At 62.6% G+C, this 18,410-nt stretch carries 19 protein-coding genes; 10 read left to right on the plus strand and 9 right to left on the minus strand.

The window, feature by feature from the left end; genetic code table 11:
• Window positions 1–46 precede the first annotated feature (46 nt).
• The 9 genes from lspA to TSA66_RS07395 all read left to right on the plus strand — a co-directional run bounded on the left by lspA (window position 47) and on the right by TSA66_RS07395 (window position 8,377).
• Window positions 47–556 (plus strand): signal peptidase II, encoded by a 510-nt coding sequence (gene lspA / locus TSA66_RS07355; RefSeq protein ID WP_040039566.1) that lies wholly within the window; start codon window positions 47–49, stop codon window positions 554–556.
• 20 nt (window positions 557–576) lie between these two features.
• Complete coding sequence (gene coaBC, locus TSA66_RS07360) at window positions 577–1,767, plus strand: bifunctional phosphopantothenoylcysteine decarboxylase/phosphopantothenate--cysteine ligase CoaBC (RefSeq protein ID WP_040039567.1); 1,191 nt, start codon at window positions 577–579, stop codon at window positions 1,765–1,767.
• A gap of 84 nt (window positions 1,768–1,851) precedes the next feature.
• On the plus strand, window positions 1,852–2,301 hold the full coding sequence (dut, locus tag TSA66_RS07365) for a dUTP diphosphatase (RefSeq protein WP_040039568.1): 450 nt from the start codon (window positions 1,852–1,854) through the stop codon (window positions 2,299–2,301).
• 16 nt (window positions 2,302–2,317) lie between these two features.
• Window positions 2,318–3,439: a M48 family metallopeptidase gene (locus TSA66_RS07370; protein ID WP_040039569.1), complete on the plus strand. Its 1,122-nt coding sequence runs from the start codon at window positions 2,318–2,320 to the stop codon at window positions 3,437–3,439.
• 326 nt (window positions 3,440–3,765) lie between these two features.
• Window positions 3,766–4,323, plus strand: a complete 558-nt coding sequence (locus tag TSA66_RS07375) for an iron transporter (RefSeq protein WP_040039570.1) — start codon at window positions 3,766–3,768, stop codon at window positions 4,321–4,323.
• A 2-nt stretch (window positions 4,324–4,325) separates the two neighbouring features.
• The gene (locus TSA66_RS07380) at window positions 4,326–5,813 is read left to right on the plus strand and encodes a carbohydrate porin (protein ID WP_040039571.1); all 1,488 of its coding nucleotides are present in this window, start codon (window positions 4,326–4,328) and stop codon (window positions 5,811–5,813) included.
• Window positions 5,814–5,824: 11 nt separating this feature from the next.
• On the plus strand, window positions 5,825–6,160 hold the full coding sequence (locus TSA66_RS07385; RefSeq protein ID WP_094299043.1) for a cupredoxin domain-containing protein: 336 nt from the start codon (window positions 5,825–5,827) through the stop codon (window positions 6,158–6,160).
• A 14-nt stretch (window positions 6,161–6,174) separates the two neighbouring features.
• Window positions 6,175–6,984, plus strand: coding sequence for an FTR1 family iron permease (locus TSA66_RS07390; protein WP_040039573.1), 810 nt, complete (start codon window positions 6,175–6,177; stop codon window positions 6,982–6,984).
• Window positions 6,985–7,060: 76 nt separating this feature from the next.
• Window positions 7,061–8,377 carry a 4Fe-4S binding protein gene (locus TSA66_RS07395; RefSeq protein ID WP_052452628.1) on the plus strand — a complete coding sequence of 439 codons (1,317 nt, stop codon included), beginning with the start codon at window positions 7,061–7,063 and terminating at the stop codon, window positions 8,375–8,377.
• Window positions 8,378–8,380: 3 nt separating this feature from the next.
• Here TSA66_RS07395 and TSA66_RS07400 read toward each other — a convergent pair whose 3' ends face one another.
• The 4 genes from TSA66_RS07400 to cysT are packed head-to-tail and all read right to left on the minus strand — an operon-like array spanning window position 8,381 to window position 12,165.
• Window positions 8,381–9,307 (minus strand): CysB family HTH-type transcriptional regulator, encoded by a 927-nt coding sequence (locus tag TSA66_RS07400; RefSeq protein ID WP_040039574.1) that lies wholly within the window; start codon window positions 9,305–9,307, stop codon window positions 8,381–8,383.
• Window positions 9,304–10,395, minus strand: coding sequence for a sulfate/molybdate ABC transporter ATP-binding protein (locus tag TSA66_RS07405; protein WP_040039575.1), 1,092 nt, complete (start codon window positions 10,393–10,395; stop codon window positions 9,304–9,306). The genes TSA66_RS07400 and TSA66_RS07405 overlap by 4 nt, the downstream gene beginning before the upstream one ends.
• Window position 10,396: 1 nt before the next feature.
• Entirely contained in the window at window positions 10,397–11,299 is a 903-nt protein-coding gene (gene cysW, locus TSA66_RS07410; protein WP_040039576.1) for a sulfate ABC transporter permease subunit CysW, read from the minus strand.
• The gene (gene cysT, locus TSA66_RS07415; RefSeq protein ID WP_040039577.1) at window positions 11,296–12,165 is read right to left on the minus strand and encodes a sulfate ABC transporter permease subunit CysT; all 870 of its coding nucleotides are present in this window, start codon (window positions 12,163–12,165) and stop codon (window positions 11,296–11,298) included. Before cysT ends, cysW begins: the two co-directional genes overlap by 4 nt.
• 359 nt (window positions 12,166–12,524) lie before the next feature.
• Here cysT and TSA66_RS07420 point away from each other — a divergent pair, with 359 nt between their 5' ends.
• The gene (locus tag TSA66_RS07420; RefSeq protein WP_052452172.1) at window positions 12,525–14,633 is read left to right on the plus strand and encodes a putative bifunctional diguanylate cyclase/phosphodiesterase; all 2,109 of its coding nucleotides are present in this window, start codon (window positions 12,525–12,527) and stop codon (window positions 14,631–14,633) included.
• Between the two features lie 49 nt (window positions 14,634–14,682).
• On the opposite strand, the gene yddG is transcribed toward TSA66_RS07420, so the two are convergent.
• The 5 genes from yddG to TSA66_RS07445 all read right to left on the minus strand — a co-directional run bounded on the left by yddG (window position 14,683) and on the right by TSA66_RS07445 (window position 18,402).
• Window positions 14,683–15,654, minus strand: coding sequence for an aromatic amino acid DMT transporter YddG (gene yddG / locus TSA66_RS07425; RefSeq protein WP_084199409.1), 972 nt, complete (start codon window positions 15,652–15,654; stop codon window positions 14,683–14,685).
• Window positions 15,655–15,774: 120 nt separating this feature from the next.
• A complete protein-coding gene (locus TSA66_RS07430; RefSeq protein WP_052452629.1) occupies window positions 15,775–16,383 on the minus strand; it encodes an RBBP9/YdeN family alpha/beta hydrolase in 609 nt (202 codons plus the stop codon).
• A gap of 14 nt (window positions 16,384–16,397) precedes the next feature.
• Window positions 16,398–17,273 (minus strand): EAL domain-containing protein, encoded by an 876-nt coding sequence (locus TSA66_RS07435; RefSeq protein WP_232429423.1) that lies wholly within the window; start codon window positions 17,271–17,273, stop codon window positions 16,398–16,400.
• A gap of 24 nt (window positions 17,274–17,297) precedes the next feature.
• Window positions 17,298–17,513, minus strand: a complete 216-nt coding sequence (locus TSA66_RS07440; RefSeq protein WP_040039578.1) for a TOBE domain-containing protein — start codon at window positions 17,511–17,513, stop codon at window positions 17,298–17,300.
• A 52-nt stretch (window positions 17,514–17,565) separates the two neighbouring features.
• Window positions 17,566–18,402: an ATP-binding cassette domain-containing protein gene (locus TSA66_RS07445; RefSeq protein WP_040039579.1), complete on the minus strand. Its 837-nt coding sequence runs from the start codon at window positions 18,400–18,402 to the stop codon at window positions 17,566–17,568.
• Window positions 18,403–18,410: the final 8 nt, after the last annotated feature.

Consider the following 18,410-nt stretch of genomic DNA (forward strand, 5'->3'; position numbering starts at 1 on the left):
CGCACCGGACAACTTGTCCGGTGCGGCAACTCAACATCACCATTACATGGCCACAAAAAAGAAAACCTCATTCGCCTCATCCGGCAGCAACGCCGGCATGGCCCCCTGGCTCGGCATTGCCGCCATCATCGTCCTGATCGACCAGATCACCAAGGTCACGATCAGCAAGCTGTTCGTGTTCGGCGAGTCGCGCCCGGTCACTTCATTCTTCAATCTGGTGCTGGCGTATAACAAGGGCGCCGCATTCAGCTTCCTTGCCGCCGCCTCCGGCTGGCAGCGCTACCTGTTTACCGCCATCGCGCTCGCCGCCGTCATCTTCATCATCTACCTGCTCAAGCGCCACGCCGGGCAGCGCCTGTTCTGCTGGGCGCTGGCGCTGATTTTGGGCGGTGCCATCGGCAATGTGATCGACCGCACGATCTACGGCCACGTGATCGACTTCCTGGATTTCTACGTCGGCAACTGGCACTGGCCTGCCTTCAACGTCGCTGACATGGCGATCACCGGCGGCGCCGCGCTGTTTGTGTTCGACGAATTGCGACGCGTCGGAAAATAAGACAACACAAGGGGGGCGTTATGGATCTCGCTGGTAAAAAAATCGTTCTCGGCATGAGCGGAGGCATCGCCTGCTACAAGGTGGCCGAACTCACGCGCGGCCTGACCAAGGAAGGCGCGTCGGTGCAGGTCGTGATGACCCAGGCCGCCACCCAGTTCATCACGCCGGTGACGATGCAGGCCCTGTCCGGCAAGCACGTCTTTACCGACCAGTGGGATGCGCGCATTCCCAACAACATGCCGCACATCGATCTGACACGCGATGTCGATGCGATGGTGATCTCGCCCTGCTCCGCCGATTTCATGTTCAAGCTGGCGCACGGCGCCTGCGACGATTTGCTGTCGACCTTGTGCGTGGCGCGCCCGATGAGCTTGCCGCTGATGATCGCGCCGGCGATGAACGTGGAGATGTGGCAGAACGCCGCCACGCAGCGCAATGTGGCGCAGCTCAAGGCCGACGGCATCGCCATCCTCGGCCCCGATGCCGGCGACCAGGCCTGCGGCGAAACCGGCATGGGACGCATGCTGGAGCCGGAACAGCTGCTGGAAGAAATCGTCGCCTCATTCCATCGCAAGGTCCTTGCCGGCAAGCGCGTGCTGGTGACCGCCGGCCCGACGTTCGAGCCGATCGATCCGGTACGCGGCATCACCAACCTGTCGTCCGGCAAAATGGGCTACGCAATCGCCCGCGCCGCGCGCGAAGCCGGCGCCGAAGTGACGCTGGTGTCGGGCCCGACTGCGCTGACGACGCCGTACGGCGTACATCGCATCAATGTGCAGACGGCCCAGCAGATGCATGACGTGGTGATCTCGCATATCCGCGACGAAGATGTGTTCATCGCCGTCGCTGCGGTGGCCGACTGGAAGGTGGTCAACGCCAGCGAGCAGAAGCTTAAGAAGAACACTGAAGGCGACGCGCCGCAACTGCAGTTCGAGCAGAACCCGGACATACTGGCCGAGGTCGCGGCGCTGCCGCACAAGCCATTCTGCGTCGGTTTTGCGGCCGAGTCGGAAAATCTGCTGCAGTACGGCGAAGAAAAGCGCAGGAAGAAAGGCATTCCTCTCCTGGTCGGCAATATCGGGCATCAGACCTTCGGCAAGGATGACAACGAACTCGTGCTGTTCGACGAACGCGGACACCGCCGCCTGCCGCTGGCAAGCAAGCAGAACCTGGCACGCCAGCTGATCGCTGAAATCGCCGAGCGGCTCTGAGCGGCGCCAATTCAACCTGTACAACCTGTATCTTTTTGTAATCCGGCGCCTGCGCAGCACGTGCCAGACTTTATCCTTTACCCCATGAAAACCGTTGACGTCAAAATCCTCGATCCGCGCATGAAAGAACAGCTTCCTGCCTATGCCACCATCGGCAGCGCGGGTCTCGACCTGCGCGCCTGCATCGATGCACCGATCACCATCAAGCCGGGCGAGACGCATCTGATTCCAACCGGGCTGGCGATTCACATTGGCGATCCCGGTTATGCGGCGATGATCCTGCCGCGCAGCGGCATGGGCCACAAGCATGGGATTGTGCTCGGAAACCTGGTGGGCCTGATCGACTCGGATTATCAAGGACAGTTGATGGTCTCCACCTGGAATCGCGGACAGACCGACTTTACGCTGAATCCGATGGAGCGATTGGCCCAGCTGGTCATTGTCCCAGTGCTGCAGGTAGGCTTTAATGTGGTCGAGGAATTCGACAGCAGCGAACGCGGCGCCGGCGGTTTCGGCAGCACCGGAAAACACTAATCTGGAAGGAAACTGGATGCCAGGCCTGAATCGACTTGTTTTGCCACGTCTGAAACGCTCTCTCTTCACCATGCGCTTGCCGGCGCTAGGCGCTGCCCTGCTGCTGGCAGCCTGCGCCACGACTGTCGCGCCTCCCCCTGGCGAGCAGCGGCCAGCGGAACCGGGCAAGCCGGCCGCACCGGGCGTACCCGTCGCACCCAGTGTGAGTGCGACGGAGCAGGATGGCTTGCGCACGCTGGTGGGAATGCAGGACCGGCTCTATCGCGTGGCCGCTCCGCTGCTGGTGAACAATACCGATTTGTGCCGCAGCCATGCGCGCAACCTGCTCGGCTTCACCGCAAAGAACAAGTACTCGTATTCGGCCGAATTCGTGAATGCAGCGCAAAAGCTGTTGGGACTGGGCGACCGCCTGCAGGTGGTCGGCGTGCTTCCCGGCGGCGGGGCCATGCGCGCGGGCGTGCGACGCGGCGACGAACTAATGGCGGTGGACGACAAGGCGATGCCGGAGGGCGAAAACGCCGAGCGCCAGGCGGCCGCCATTCTGGCGCCGCTGGTCACCGGCCGCACCAAGGTCAAGATGACGGTGGTGCGCAACGGCTCCAGCATGACGCTCACCGTGCCCCTGACCTATGCCTGCGCGTACGGCATCGAGCTCGGCAACACCGACAATGTCACCGCCTATGCGGACGGACATCGCGTGCTGATCACGCGCGGCATGATGAACTTCGCCTCCTCCGATGAAGAACTGGCTTACGTGCTGGCCAAGGAACTTTCGCACAACGCACTGTCGCATGCGAGCAGGCAGCGCATGAATTCGACTATCGGCGGCATCATCGACAACCTGGTGCGCATGCACCCGGACATGAGCACGATGGCCGGGCTGGCAGGTGTACGGCCGATGCCGGAAGACCTGGACGGCATGGCCGACAAACTATCGCTCTACATGCTGGCGCGCGCCGGCTACAACATCGATCGCGTTGTGCCGTTCTGGCAGCGTCTGTCCAGCCAGTACCCGGCCAGCATGCTCAACAGCTATACGGCCATGCATCCTTCGACCGAAAAGCGGATCGCCGCAATGGAAAAAGCAATCAAGGACATCAAAGCCAAGCAATCCGCCAAGCGCCCGCTGCTCCCGTAATCCCTTCTCCCGCATCGCGCGCAGCGCCGGCTGGCGGCTGCGCGCGATGCTGCCGGCGCCGCTCCTGCGGCCCTTCAATCGGACCCAGGCAGCTTTTTCATGCCCGGGTCACCAAGCCCCCCCCTCCTCCGTCTGAGACGAAGCGCTGCCTGCTTTGCCTATAGAACATCAATCCTGCCCCTGCACAAATTGCACCGCCGTTTCGAGCCAATGGCAAAAAGTGTTTCCTGACACTAGTAAATATAAATAAGAATTGTTATCATTTAAAAAGATTCATAAAAAATATTCTTTTTAAATAGCAACTTTCGTATCAGCAAGGAGCTCGCATGTTTTCCGCATTGGTCCCCACCCCGGTCAAAAGAATCATTCTGGCGCTCGCCGCTGCCACAGCAGTGAATGCTTACGCGGTCGAATATCCGATCGGCGCTCCGCAACAGCGTTTCGGCATGGAAATCGCAGCAGTCTACCTGCAGCCCGTGGTGATGGAACCGGACGGCATGATGAAGAAGGCGGAGGAGTCGGATATCCATATCGAAGCCGATATCAAGGCCATGGCCGGCAATCCGAACGGCTTCGAGGAAGGCGCCTGGATTCCCTACCTGATCGTGCAGTATGAGGTGAGCAAGGCTGGCTCCAGCCAGAAGGTCAGCGGCGAATTCATGCCGATGGTGGCCAATGACGGTCCGCACTACGGCGACAACGTCAAGCTGTTCGGCCCCGGCAAATACCACGTCAAATACACGATCCTGCCGCCGTCCGAAAACAAGCATGCGCACTTCGGCCGCCATACCGACCGCCTCACCGGCGTGCGCCCGTGGTTCAAGCCGTTCGACGTCGAATACGACTTCACCTACGTCGGCATCGGCAAGAAGGGCGGATATTGAGAATGCGCGCCCTGCCACAACTGAAACCGATGGCGTTGGCGGCTGCGCTGCTGTGCAGCGTGGGCAGCGCAGCCGCTGCGCCGACCCAGGCGGAACTGATCAGAATGCTGGAAAAGCTCAACCAGCGCGTGGAACGGCTGGAGCAGCGCAACGCGGATCTGGAGCGCGCGTTGCGCGACAGCCGCGCGCAGCCGCAGACGGCACAGTCCACAGTCGAGCAGCGCCTGCAGACGTTGGAACAGCAGCAGGAGCACATCGCCAAAGGCCTTGAGAACGACACCATCAGCGAAAAGGAGCCGGAACTTGTCAGCCGCCTGAAAGCGGTCGAGATGCAGTCGGCCGGCATGCTGGCGACCGCGCGCAAGATGGGCGTGCTCGATGGCATCAGCGCCGGTCTGAGCCTGACCACGGTGGCGCACAAGCCCTACGGCGTGGACGGCGCCAACAGCGAGCTGAATTACCGCGCGGATGCCTATGTCAGCCTGCCGCTGGCGCGTGTCGGCGACGTCGAACAAAAAGTGTTCGCGCAATTCCGCCTCGGCCAGGGCATCGGCCTGAACGACCTGCCGGTCTTTTCCCGGCCAAATGCGACCGCCTTCCGCCTGCAGGGCGGATTGCGCGCCGACGACTCGGTCGCCCTGCTGGCGCAAGCCTGGTACCAGGCCGACATCCCGCTGCCGTTGGGCGGCTTCAAGCCGCGCTCGAAGGAAACGCTGACCGTCAACTTCGGCAAGATGGACCCGTTCGTCTTCTTCGACCAGAACGCGGCCGCCGGCGATGAAACGCGCCAGTTCATGAATACGGTGTTCGTCCACAATCCGCTGCTCGATGCCGGTGGCGATATCGGGGTGGACGCCAACGGCTTTACGCCCGGCCTGCGCCTGTCATACAGCAACATCACCAGCAAGCCGCAGAGCTGGCGCGTGTCGCTGGGCATGTTCGGCGCCGGCGAGAAGGGCTCGAACTACGAGCGCAGCCTGACCTCGCCGCTGCTGATGCTGCAGGCGGAAACCGAGCAGCGTCTGTTTGACGGCCTGCCCGGCAGCTACCGTATCTACACATGGAGCAACCCGCAAGCCATCCATTTCGACAGCAGCGTGGCTGGAACGGAACACCACACTGGCTGGGGCGTTTCGGCCGACCAGCGGGTCGGCGACGGCGTCACCCTGTTCGGCCGCTACGGCCAGCAGATGCAGGGCCATGTGCGCTTTGATCATGCGCTCACGCTCGGTGCGGAAGTAAACGGCTCGTACTGGAATCGTGGCGGCGACAGCCTCGGCCTGGCCGGTGGCTTCTTGAAGACCAGTCAGGCTTATCGCGGCGCCACCGGTGCAGCCAATGGCGAGCGCGTGGCCGAGCTGTACTACCGCTACCGCATCAGCAGGCAGTTCGAACTGTCGCCGAACATGCAGTACATCGGAAACCCCGGCGGCGACAGCAGTGCCGCCGCCATCAAGATGCTCGGGCTGCGCGCCCAGCTCAGTTACTAATGAGGTTCGTCATGCCACGTCTTGCCTGCCGGCTGCTCGCCGCCGTCCTGCTGTTGGCCAGCGCCGGTGCGCTGGCCCAGGAACTCCCGACCTTCAATCTGCTGATCCGCGACGGCCATTTTGTTCCGGAGACCATCGAGGTTCCGGCCAATACGAAATTCAAGCTGCAAATCCGCAACGAAGGCCCGGGCGCGGAGGAATTCGAAAGCGTCGAGCTGCGCAAGGAAAAGGTGCTGGCGCCGGGCGCATCCAGCTTCCTGATCTTCCAGCCGCTCAAGGCTGGCACGTACAAGTTCTTTGGCGAATTCCATCCGCAGACCGCGCAAGGCAAGTTCATCGCAAAATAAGGCAAGGAGCAGCCATGGGAAATTCCCTCTTCATCGTCTGGCGCGAAAGCGTGGAAGCCATGCTGGTCATCGGCATTCTTTACGCATGGCTCAAGCGTAACGACGGCACGGGCGCGGGCCTGCGCGCGCTATGGATCGGCATCGGCGCCGGCATCGGCCTGGCAGCGCTGCTCGGCTGGGGCATGATGGCAGCGCAAAGCGAGCTGGCGGGCGAGGCGCTGGAGTGGTTCCAGACAGCGATCATGTTCGTCGCCGCCGCACTGATCGCGCAGATGGTGCTATGGATGCAAAAGCACGGCCGCCAGATGAAGCAGGGACTGGAGCGCGAACTGACGGCTGCGGCGGCGCGCTCCGGTGCTTTCGGCATTGCCGGCGTGGCGGCGCTTGCGCTGGCGCGCGAAGGCGCCGAAACCGTGATCTTCCTGTACGGGATCGGCATGGACCAGAACGGCGGCACCGGACTTGCGTTGGGCGCCGGGCTCGGCGTGCTGCTGGCTGCCGTCACCGCCTGGGCGCTCAATCGCGGCCTGGGTTTTCTGAACTATCGCCAATTCTTCCGCGTCAGCGGCTTCCTGCTGCTGCTGTTTGCGGTGGCGTTGCTGGTCAACGGCACCGAACGCGTGATCGGCATGGGCGTGCTCCCGGCGCTGATCGATCCGCTCTGGGACACGTCGTTGCTGGTCGACGACAGCAGCCCGTCCGGCGCCCTGCTGTCCGCATTTACCGGATACCGCGCCCGGCCTTCGCTGATGCTGCTCGTGGTTTACCTCGGTTACTGGGCCATCGTCTACCTGACGCAACGCCGGCTTCAGCGCCATGCATAAGATCGTCCTGGAAGCTGCCTGCAGCAGCAATGACACAAGGCCCAGCCCCGGATTCCTGGCGAGCCTCGGCAACGCGATGCAGCGCCACCGGCGCGTCATCCAGGCAATCCAATGGCTGGTCGTCTGCTTTTATGTGGCGCTGGTCGTCGTTCCCGCCTTCATGCCGCTGCCGCCGGAAGACGCGCACCTGTACAACAACCTGCGACTGTTCGCGCAGTTCATGTTCTGGGGCATCTGGTGGCCGTTCGTCATGGTCAGCACCATGCTGCTCGGCCGCGTCTGGTGCGGCGTGTTCTGCCCGGAAGGCGCGCTGACCGAACTGGCCAGCCGGCATGGCCTCGGCCGCGCCATCCCGCGCTGGATACGCTGGGGCGGCTGGCCCTTCGTCGCCTTCGTCTGTACCACGGTGTATGGCCAGCTGGTCAGCGTGTATGAATATCCGCAGGCGGCGCTGCTGGTGCTGGGCGGCTCGACGCTTGCGGCGATCGCCGTCGGCTTTGTCTATGGCAAGGGCAAGCGCGTCTGGTGCCGTTACCTGTGCCCAGCCAACGGCGTCTTCTCGCTGCTGGCCAAAATCGCGCCGCTGCACTTCCGCGTCAATGAAGAAGCGTGGAAGCGCAGCACCGAGCGCGCGCCGATGGTGAATTGCGCGCCGTTGATCGATATCCGCCACATGAAGAGCGCGTCCGCCTGCCATGCGTGCGGGCGCTGCAGCGGCTATCGCGGCGCGGTCGAGCTGGCGGCCCGTAGTCCGGCAAAGGAAATACTCGCCACGCGCAACAAGGACGTCAGCCGGGAAGAAGTGATGACGCTCATTTTCGGCGTCATCGGCATTGCTACCGCGGCGTTCCAGTGGTCATCCAGCAGCTGGTTCGTGCAAATGAAGACGGCCGCGGCCGAATGGCTGGTCGAACGCGATTCCTTCACGCTGCTGCAGGACAACGCACCATGGTGGCTGCTCACGCACTATCCCGCGGCCAACGACGTCTTCACCTGGCTCGACGGCTTGTGCATCCTTACCTACATCCTGGGCGGCGGCTTCGCGCTGGGCCTCGCAGTGCTGGCACCGATCCGGATGTCGGCCCGGATCGCGGGACAGGCGGACCTGTCATGGCGGCGCCTGGCGCTGGGCCTGATTCCGATGGCCGGCGCCGGGGTCTTTCTCGGCCTGTCGATGCTGACCTTGAGCCATCTGAAAGCGGAGCGGCTCGCACTGGAATGGGTGGCGCAGGTGCGCATCGCCTTGCTGGCGGCAGGCAGCGGCTTTTCCGGCTGGCTCGGCTGGCGCCTGATGGCACCGGCGAGGCCATTGCGGCGCCTGCTTGCCTTTGCCGTGTATTTGCTGCCGCTGGCACTGATCGTGGCCGTGTGGGCCGCGGCATTTTTCATGTAGACGTCAGGCGCCATGCCTGAGTGCGGTCTCGACATCGGCGCGACTGAGCTGCGGCGCAAACTGCAGGATGAAGTCGAGCATATAGGTGCGCAGGTATGCGCCGCGACGCACGGCAAGGCGGGTGACGTTCGGCGCAAACAGATGCGCCGCCTCCAGTGCAATCAATCCGCTCGCACAGTTATGCTCGACCGCCATCGACGCCACGATGCCCACGCCCAGCCCGAGCGACGCATACTGCTGGATCACATCCGAATCCATCGCCGTCAGCACGATATCGGTACCGATATTCGCCTGGGCAAAGGCATCGTCGATATGGCTGCGTCCGGTGAAGCCGACATCATAGGTAATCAGTGGGAATGCGGACAGATCCTTCAGGGTTACCCTCTCCAGCGCCGCAAGCGGATGCGCTTGCGGCACCACGATCATGTGGTTCCAGCTATAGCAAGGGAACGATATCAAGTCCTCGAACTGGGACAGGCCCTCGGTCGCAATCCCGATATCGGCCTTGCCCGATATAACCCATTCGGCGATGTGTTCCGGCGAGCTTTGCTGCAACGCTACGCGCACCTGCGGAAAACTCTCTCTGAAGGCCTGCACCACGCGCGGGAGGACATAGCGCGCCTGCGTATGCGTGGTGGCGATGGAAAGCGTCCCGCTCTTTTCGCCGGAATATTCCTGGCTGGCCTGGCGCAGGTTCTCGGCCTCCAGCAGCAGGCGCTCGATGATTTGCAGGATGCCCTTGCCCGGTTCGGTCAGGCCGGTCAGCCGCTTGCCGTTGCGCTCGAAGATTTCCACGCCCAGCTCTTCCTCCAGCTCGCGGATCTGCCGGCTCACACCGGGCTGCGAAGTGAACAGGACGCTGGCGACCTCGGTCAGGTTATAGCCGCGGCGCGCCGCCTCGCGGATCGACCGCAATTGTTGAAAATTCATGCTCGCTCCCCTTCACTCGCTTCATTGATGAACACGCGCAGGCGTTTCGGGCGCACCAGCAGCGTCTCGCCCTCCGTCAGCCCCAGCTGCGCGTAGCGTTCGGCCGACATCACCGCCTCGATCAGCTGCGCATTGTCCGCGCGCTCCAGCTCGAGTTGTGCCAGTGGTCCGATCGCGTGCGCGCGCCGCAGGCGGGCGGCGATGCCTGCCTCGCCCGGCGCCTCCTTGGTATAGCGGCGGACCTCGATGTCGTGCGGCCGCACGAAGCCGGTTCCCTGTACATCTCGTGCATCCGCATGATCCGGCGCATCAAGCACGATGCCGCCGGCCTCGAGCGCGCCTTCATGCACGCGGCCATGGAACAAGTTGACATTGCCCAGGAAACCGTAGACGAACGGCGACGCCGGATGGTTGTAGACCTCGTCCGGCGCGCCGACCTGCGCGACCTTGCCCTTGTTCATCAGCACGATCCGGTCGGCGACTTCCAGCGCCTCCTCCTGATCGTGCGTGACGAAAATGCTGGTCACGTGCAGCTCGTCGTGCAGGTTGCGCAGCCAGCGGCGCAGCTCCTTGCGCACCTTGGCATCGAGCGCGCCGAACGGCTCGTCCAGCAGCAGCACGCGCGGCTCCACCGCCAGGGCGCGCGCCAGGGCGATACGCTGGCGCTGCCCGCCCGACAGCTGCGGCGGATAGCGCTCGGCCAGCCAGTCGAGCTGCACCAGTTCCAGCAGCGACATCACTTTCCTGCGGATCTGCGCCTCAGAAGGCCGCTGCTTGCGCGGCTTCACGCGCAGCCCGAAGGCGATGTTGTCGAATACGCTCATGTGCTTGAACAGCGCGTAATGCTGGAACACGAAGCCGACCTGGCGCTCGCGCACATGATGCGACGAAGCGTCCTCGCCATCGAGGAATACCTGCCCCGAATCCGGCGGTTCCAGGCCGGCGATGATGCGCAGCAGCGTCGTCTTGCCGCAGCCCGAGGGCCCGAGCAGCGCCGTTAGTTCGCCCTGCGGAAAGTTGAGCGAAACGTCGTCGAGGGCGACGAAATCGCCGAATCGCTTGCCGATGTTGTTGACTTCGATACCCATATCAGTTTTCCTGCAGCGGTTTTAGGTTGGTGTCATGTGCGCGCCATTCCACAAACGTCTTGAGCGCGAGCGTGACGAGAGCAAGCAATGCGAGAAGCGACGCAACGGCGAATGCAGCGGCGAAGTTGTATTCGTTGTACAAAATCTCGACCTGCAGCGGCATCGTGTTGGTTTCGCCGCGGATGTGCCCGGACACGACCGAGACCGCGCCGAATTCGCCCATCGCCCGTGCATTACACAGGATCACGCCGTACAGCAGTCCCCATTTGATGTTGGGGAGCGTGACATGCCAGAAGGTGCGCCAGCCGGATGCGCCGAGCACCAGCGCGGCTTCTTCTTCCTCCGTTCCCTGCGACTGCATCAGCGGGATCAGCTCGCGCGCCACGAAGGGAAAGGTCACGAAGATCGTCGCCAGCACGATGCCCGGCACGGCGAACAGGATCTTGATATCGTGCTCGCGCAGCCACGGGCCGAACCAGCCCTGCGCGCCGAAAATCAGCACGTAGATCAGGCCGGAAATGACGGGCGATACCGAGAACGGCAGGTCGATCAGCGTCAGCAGCACGTTCTTGCCGCGAAAGTCGAACTTGGCGATGGTCCACGCGGCGGCAACGCCGAATACCAGGTTCAGCGGCACCGCGATGGCCGCGGTCAGCAAGGTCAGCCGGATCGCCGCTACCGCATCGGGTTCGGCAATCGCCACGAGATAGGTATCGACGCCTTTCTTCAGGGCTTCGGCAAAGACCGCCGCCAACGGCACGAACAGGAACAGCGTCAGGAACACTAGCGCAATGCCGGTCAGCAGCGCCCGCACCCAGAATGGCTCGATGGTCGCGGCCGGGGCGTAGGCCGGCTCACCGCGTGCTTGTGCCGCGATGGGCAAGGTGGAAACGGCAGCAGTCATATCAAGGCTTTCTGCGCCTGGCCCCGCTGGCGCGTCCAGGCTTGCAACAGGTTGATCGTCAGGAGCAGCACGAAGGACGCAATCAGCATCACGACGGCAATCGCGGTGGCGCCGGTGTAGTCATACTGTTCCAGCTTGGTGATGATGAACAGCGGCGAGATTTCGGACACCATCGGCATATTGCCGGCGATGAAAATCACCGAGCCGTATTCGCCGGTGGCGCGCGCAAAGGCCAGCGCAAAGCCGGTCAGCAAAGCGGGCAGGATAGTCGGGAAAATCACCTTGATGAAGGTTTGCAGCCGGCTCGCCCCGAGGCTGGCGGCGGCCTCTTCCAGCTCGCGCTCGGCTTCTTCCAGCACCGGCTGCACGGTGCGCACGACGAATGGCAACCCGATGAACGTCAGCGCGACGACCACACCCAGCGGCGTGAACGCCACCTTGATCCCGGCTGCCTCCAGGTAGCGGCCGATCCAGCCGTTAGCGGAATACAGGGCAGTCAGCGCGATGCCGGCAACCGCCGTCGGCAAGGCGAACGGCAAGTCTACCAAGGCATCGACCAGCTTTTTTCCCGGGAAACGGTAGCGCACTAAGACCCAGGCGACGATGCCGCCGAAGATCACGTTCAAGAAGGCGCCGACCAGCGCGGCGCCAAAACTGAGCCGGTAGGAAGCCATCACGCGTTCGGACGTCACGGCGTTCCAGAACGCCTCCCAAGTCATGGTGAAGGTTTTCAGGAATACCGCCGACAGCGGGATCAGCACGATCAGCGCCAGATAAAACAGGGTGAATCCGAGCGACAGGCGAAAGCCCGGGATCACCCGCGACGGCGCATTGCCTCCCTTGAACGTCGTTCCAGCAACTCCCATGACCCTCCCTTTATTACAAATGCAGCTATGGAAGCCGCATAATTGCATTGCTTTGTTATAAAGAGAACGACTTTTTTTGCATTTCGATAGAACGATTTCAACTATTCGGCGCGCGGCCGAACCGGCAGGACGGCCGTCCGGCGCGTAGCCCGGAGTATCGTTTCCTTCCTCAGGTCGGCGACGAGGCCGGGGCGGTTCACTTGATAAGGATTGCCTCTGGCGCTATTTCAGGAAAATGCCGCATGCCGCCCGGCGCCGCGCTGAACCGAGAAGAAATGCCATTGTCTTAATAAATTGCAAGCAGAGCCAAGGCAAGCCTGAACAAGCGACAGCGAAGTTCCATCAAGAAAGAGCGTGAGATGGAGGCCAATACTGTATTAATCATCACGGGCAATGACGAAGATGCCTTGATGATTGAAGAACCATTGAAGACGGCGCGAGACGGCCCGTTTATTACCGACCGGGTGCACGACCTTGCCGGGGCGCTGGACCGGTTGCGCGCGGGAGACATCGACATCGTTCTCGTCGATCTGTTCCTCAAGGACAGCGAGGGAGGCGCCACCTTTGATGCGCTGTTTCAGCTGAAACCGTCCGTTCCCATCATGACGCTGTGTGACGAGGAAAACGAGGCAGCCTCCATCGAGGCTGTACAACACGGCGCGCAGGGCTATCTGTCAAAGGGTTATTTCTCCAACACGCTGGTCCCACAAGCGTTGCGCAACATTATCCAGCGCAAGAAGATCGAGGAAGCGCTCTACGTCGAAAAGGAGCGCGCCCGCGTGACGCTCGAATCCATCGGCGATGGCGTTCTCAGTACCGACGTGCACTGCAATATCACTTATCTCAATCCGGAAGCGGAACGGATGACAGGCTGGACCCGCGACGAGGCACGCGGCCGGCCAATTGCCGAAATTTTTCGCCTCATCAATGGCGACACGCGACAACCCGCGCGAAACCCGGTTGAAGCCGTTATCGCCGACAAGAAGAACCTCGCTCTGCAAGCCAGATCGATCCTGGTGCGGCGCGACGGCGAGGAAGCGCCGATCGAAGACTCCGCTGCGCCTATATTCGACAGAAACGGCGAAGTGACCGGCGCAGTCGTCACTTTCCGCGATGTGACGGAAACCCAGGCGATGGCGCGGAAAATGGCGCATCTGGCGGAACACGATTACCTCACGGGCTTGCCGAACCGCTTGCTTCTCAACGACCGCCTGTCCCAGGCCATCGCTTACGCAACGCGACACGGCACCAAACTGGCCGTCTTTTTTCTGGACCTCGACAATTTCAAGCATATCAACGACTCGCTCGGCCATAGTGTCGGAGACGAGTTACTCAGCGGGGTGGCGAAACGCCTGACTTCGCAGGTGCGCCACTCGGACACCGTCAGCCGCCTGGGCGGCGATGAATTCGTTGTCCTGGTACTGGAAGACACCGATGTGGAACATTTTCCCTTCACCGCAGAGAAAATTCTTCGGGCGCTGGCCGCGCCGCATCATCTCTCAGGCAACGAACTGCATGTCACGACAAGCATCGGGATCAGCCTGTTCCCGGATGACGGGGCCGACGCCGAAACCCTGGTGAAAAATGCCGACATCGCGATGTACCATGCGAAGAAAAATGGAAGAAACAACTTCCAGTTCTTTAACAACAGGATGAACGCCCGCGCGGTCGCGCGGCAGACGACGGAAATCGGGTTGCGCCGGGCCATCGAATGTAACGAATTTGTTTTGCATTATCAGCCCAAGGTCGATCTCGAATCAGGAAAAGTGACCGGCGCGGAGGCGCTGATCCGCTGGCAGCATCCGCAACACGGCATCGTCCTTCCTGAATCGTTTATTGCGGTCGCCGTGGATTCCGGGCTCATCATTCCGATCGGGAGTATTGTTCTTCGAAAGGCATGCGAGCAGCTCAAGAAGTGGCAGGAAGAAGGAATGGCGCCGGTGGTCGTCTCCGTGAATGTGTCGGCGCTTGAATTCCGGGATAAACGTTTCTTGGAGAACGTGCGCCGGCAGCTGCAGGAAACAGGCGTTGCGCCACACCTGCTCCAGCTGGAGCTGACCGAAGCCGCGCTCATGCGCAACATTGAAGCAAGCACCGCTATTCTTCGGGAACTCAAGCAGATGGGAATGCAGATCGCCATTGACGACTTCGGGACCGGCTATTCGAGCCTGAGCTACCTGAGCCGACTGCCCATCGATGTACTGAAGATCGACCAGTCCTTTGTCAAGGCAATCACCGGCAAGAGCGGAAACGGCGTTATCGTCAGCGCGGTCATCGGCATGGGGTCAAGTCTCAGTCAAAGGGTCATTGCAGAAGGCGTCGAAACCAAGGAACAACTCGACTTCCTTCATACCCATCATTGCGACGAAGGCCAGGGCCATTTATTCAGTGCCGCGATGCCGGCCGACGAGTTCGGTCAATTTTTCAGGACAGCCAACGCCACCGGCGTGACCGGCTTGCTGCAGTAGCCGCGCGCCCGAACTGGCCGCTTTGTGCCGCTTTGTGCAGGGCGCTCTGTCACCGGCGCCCAGGCAGGCGCGTCGCCGCCCACGACATCAGCGAGCCCGCCGTCACCATCGCCACTCCCAGCCAGAACGTCCAGGACGGCGTGACGCCGAGCCAGAGGCTCGACAAGCAGCTCGACAGGACCGGGGTGAAGTAGGAAAGCGCCGCCAGCAGCCCGATGCTGCCGCGCTGTATGCCGAAATTCCAGGCGCTATAGGCGGTCGCGGTGAATGCGCCGAGCACCATGACCTGCACCGCTGCCGGCAGGCTTACGTGCATCGGCGGCTGGTCACTCTGGAAGTAGCGAAGCCACAACACGCCGGCGGTGGCCAGCAGGAAGAGGCCGACTGCACTCTTGCCATTGCCGTACCGGCGCGACAGCACGGAGTACGCGGCCCAGAGGAAAGCCGCAAGGAACGCCAGCGCATACGCGAGCGGGTTATCCGCGAAATTCTCCGCGAGCCGGGCCACGGAGAACGCATCATTGCCTTTCATGACCCAAACGATGCCCAGGAACGCAAGCGTAATGCCCGGCGCCAGCAGACGGATGGAGGCGGACTGCTGGCGCAGCAGCACCGCAAACAGCATGGTCAGGCTGGGCCAGAGGTAATTGATCATGCCGACTTCCATTGCCTGGCTGCGGTCATGCGCATAGCCGATGGAAAGCGCGAGGCTGATCTCATAGGCGACGAAGAGTATGCCGCTGACCAGCAGGTATCGTCGGTCGAAAGTGCGGATGGAAGGAATGCCGGCGAACAGGACGACCAGCATGCCGCTGATGGTAAAGATCACCGCGGGCCCGCCAACCGGACCAAGCGCTTCGCCGATGCTTCGGAACAGGCCTACCGTGGCGCTCCAGAGAAGGATGGCGAGGACGCCGCCGACGTTGCCGGCACGTGCCGGGGAGGTGGAGATAAAAGACGTGAGCACGAGGGGTATGCGCCGCCAGGCAGGCGGGTGATAGCAAGAACAGCCGAGGATCATACGTCATGCGCCGATCTTGTACAAACCATGGCAGCCATGTCCACTCGAACCTCGCATGCCTGGCAAGTCAACGGCGCGCAAACTTCACACTCTCATTGCCTCCTGCCAAGCACGGTTGCCTCAACTATCGCGCCCCGCGATGACGGGCTCCTGGCTGCCGGCAGGCGCTCTTTGGGAGACGGATATGAACGATGAGGCGGTGTCGGCCAACTGCTTGAGCAAGGAAAAGCCGGCGGGCCAGTTCCCCAAGCGGGATTCCGCATTGATGTGGCCAAGGCAACCCAGGTTGATAAAGTCGCTGCCCCAGCGCTGCGCCCATTCGGCCGCGCACTGGCCTTCCATCCACGGGTCGTTCATGCTGCCAACGACGATCGACGGGCAGGCCAGCCTGGCATCGGCCAGCACATCGGCCACGCCGAATTTTCCGGGATGGGCAGGCGCTACCAGCAGCGCTCCGACGACATTCGCCGCACCGGCAGAAAGACGGTGCACGCTCGCGAGGCAGCCGAAGCTGTGCGCAACCAGCAGCGTCGGGCGGGATGATCGTCGCAGTACCCGGCCGAGCCTAGCCGACCAGACATCGAGAACCGGCTCGTTCCAGCGCGCCTGCTCCACCCGCTCGAAATGCGGATATAACCGCTCCCAGCGCGACTGCCAGTGATCCGGGCCGCTGCCATGCAGCCCGGGCACGGTCAGCACACGAAAGCCGTTCAACAGAACATCATCCATTTCCGTCATCCATTTCATGCCGCTCCCGCCGCGACAGACGTTGCCGGCACCGGCAGGACGACTGTAGCCGGGCTTCTATTCCCCGCCAGCGACGCCTGAGGCAGATCCCACAAAAAACCCTGTGCCAGAAGCGCCTGCCCGCTATGTGCGGCAAGCGGCTCGAACTGGGCGAGCATGCTCATGTTCTCGACCCGCTTGAAGATGACGCCAATGCCCCGCTGCGCGCATTCGGCCAACAGCTTCGCCGCATCGCGCTCCTGGACGATGGTGCGCGCATCGAGCTTGAGCGCTTCCGGGCGAATGCACTGCAAAAGCGCCAGCCCTTGCGTCGCGTCGCCGACGTTGACGGCAACACGAAAGCCGTTGCGCCGGTAGTTGTCGGCCACATATTTCACCAGCCAGCCCTGATGCTGCGGGACGACCGGCAATTGCAGCACGATCCTGTGCTGCGGCAGGCCGAGCAGCTCCAGCATGCGGCGAAACGCGGTGCCGTGATTGCCATCCACCGCCGCCAGCAGGCGCGCATGCACGCTCAGGTACAAGTCGCCGCCGGCGGCTTCGGGCTGGCGAAAGAAATTGATCGAATGAAGCATGCGGCACAGCCGGTCGAGTTCGACCGACTCGTCGTCGTTGGCCGCATGATCGAGCAGCTTCCACACGCACAGCCCCTGGTCGCTCTCGGAATAGCTGCGCGCAAAGCCTTCATAGCCGGCGATGCGGCCGGTCCCAAGGTGACGGATCGCCTGGAAGGCGCTGGTCAGCGTGGAGTTGAAATAACGCCCCTGGGCGCGCCCGCCGGCATCGGCCCAGACCCGCATTCCTGCCTGCGGCGTGCTGCTGAGGCGTGCCAGGTAGCGTTCCAGCGCGTGATAGGGAATAGCGGCGTGCATGTCGGCTCCTCGGGAACAAGCCGGTCAGAGCTTGGCGATCGACACTTCGGTCGCCTTCACCAGCGCGACCACTTCGCTGCCCGGCTCCAGCCCGAGATCGCGGATGGAGCGCGTGGTAATCACGGAGGTCACGATGCCTGCGGGGGTCTCGACATCGACCTCGGAGACGACCGGCCCTTCGATGATGGCTTTGACCTTGCCGCGAAACTGGTTGCGAACGTTAATTGCCTGGATGCTCATGATTTCTCCTTTATGCGAGCAGTTAAAAAATGTTTTCTTACCGGTTGCCCGGTCACACCGCCCATGCGACCTGGCTGACCGTCCTTAACAGCGACAGGTCGCCCAGCGCGCTATCCGGGTCGGCGGCGGGATGCTTCAGCACGCGCGCCAGAATGCGTTCCTCGAGCTGCGCGAAAGCCGAGCTGCCACGGGCGCGCGGACGCGGCAGCCCAACGCGCTCGTCCAGCGTTATGCGGCCGTCCTCGATGAGGATCACGCGATCGGCGAGCGCGATGGCCTCCTGCACATCGTGCGTGACGAGCACGGCGCTAAAGCCGCGCTCCTGCCATAACGCCTCGATCAGCTGCTGCATTTCGATGCGGGTCAGCGCATCGAGCGCGCCGAGCGGCTCGTCGAGCAGGAGCAATTGCGGGTCATGCACCAGCGCGCGCGCCAGGGCAACGCGCTGGCGCTGGCCGCCGGACAGGACCGCCGGCCAGTCCCTGGCGCGCTCCTGCAGGCCGACGCTATGCAGCAGTTGCGCCGCCTTGCCGCAACCTTGCGGCAGGCCAAGCGCGACGTTGTCCAGCACCCGCTTCCACGGAAGCAGGCGAGAATCCTGGAACATGAACCGCGTCTCCGGCTTGCCGCGGCCATCGCCAATGACGATGCGCCCGCCATCGCCCTGCTCCAGCCCGGCGATCAGGCGCAGCAGCGTGCTCTTGCCGCAGCCGCTGCGCCCGACCACCGCTACAAATTCGCCGGCGTTGATATGCAGGTCGAGCGCGTCGAGCACGGCGCGCCCGGCATACGATTTCCTTACGCGCTGCAGGTCGACCGACACGCCCCGGCTGGGGGTGCCATGTGCTGCCGGGCGCACTGGTCGATGTTCAATCGTGTTGTTTTTCATCGCAATCA

This window comes from Noviherbaspirillum autotrophicum (genome assembly GCF_000818395.1).
Classification (GTDB): domain Bacteria; phylum Pseudomonadota; class Gammaproteobacteria; order Burkholderiales; family Burkholderiaceae_D; genus Noviherbaspirillum; species Noviherbaspirillum autotrophicum.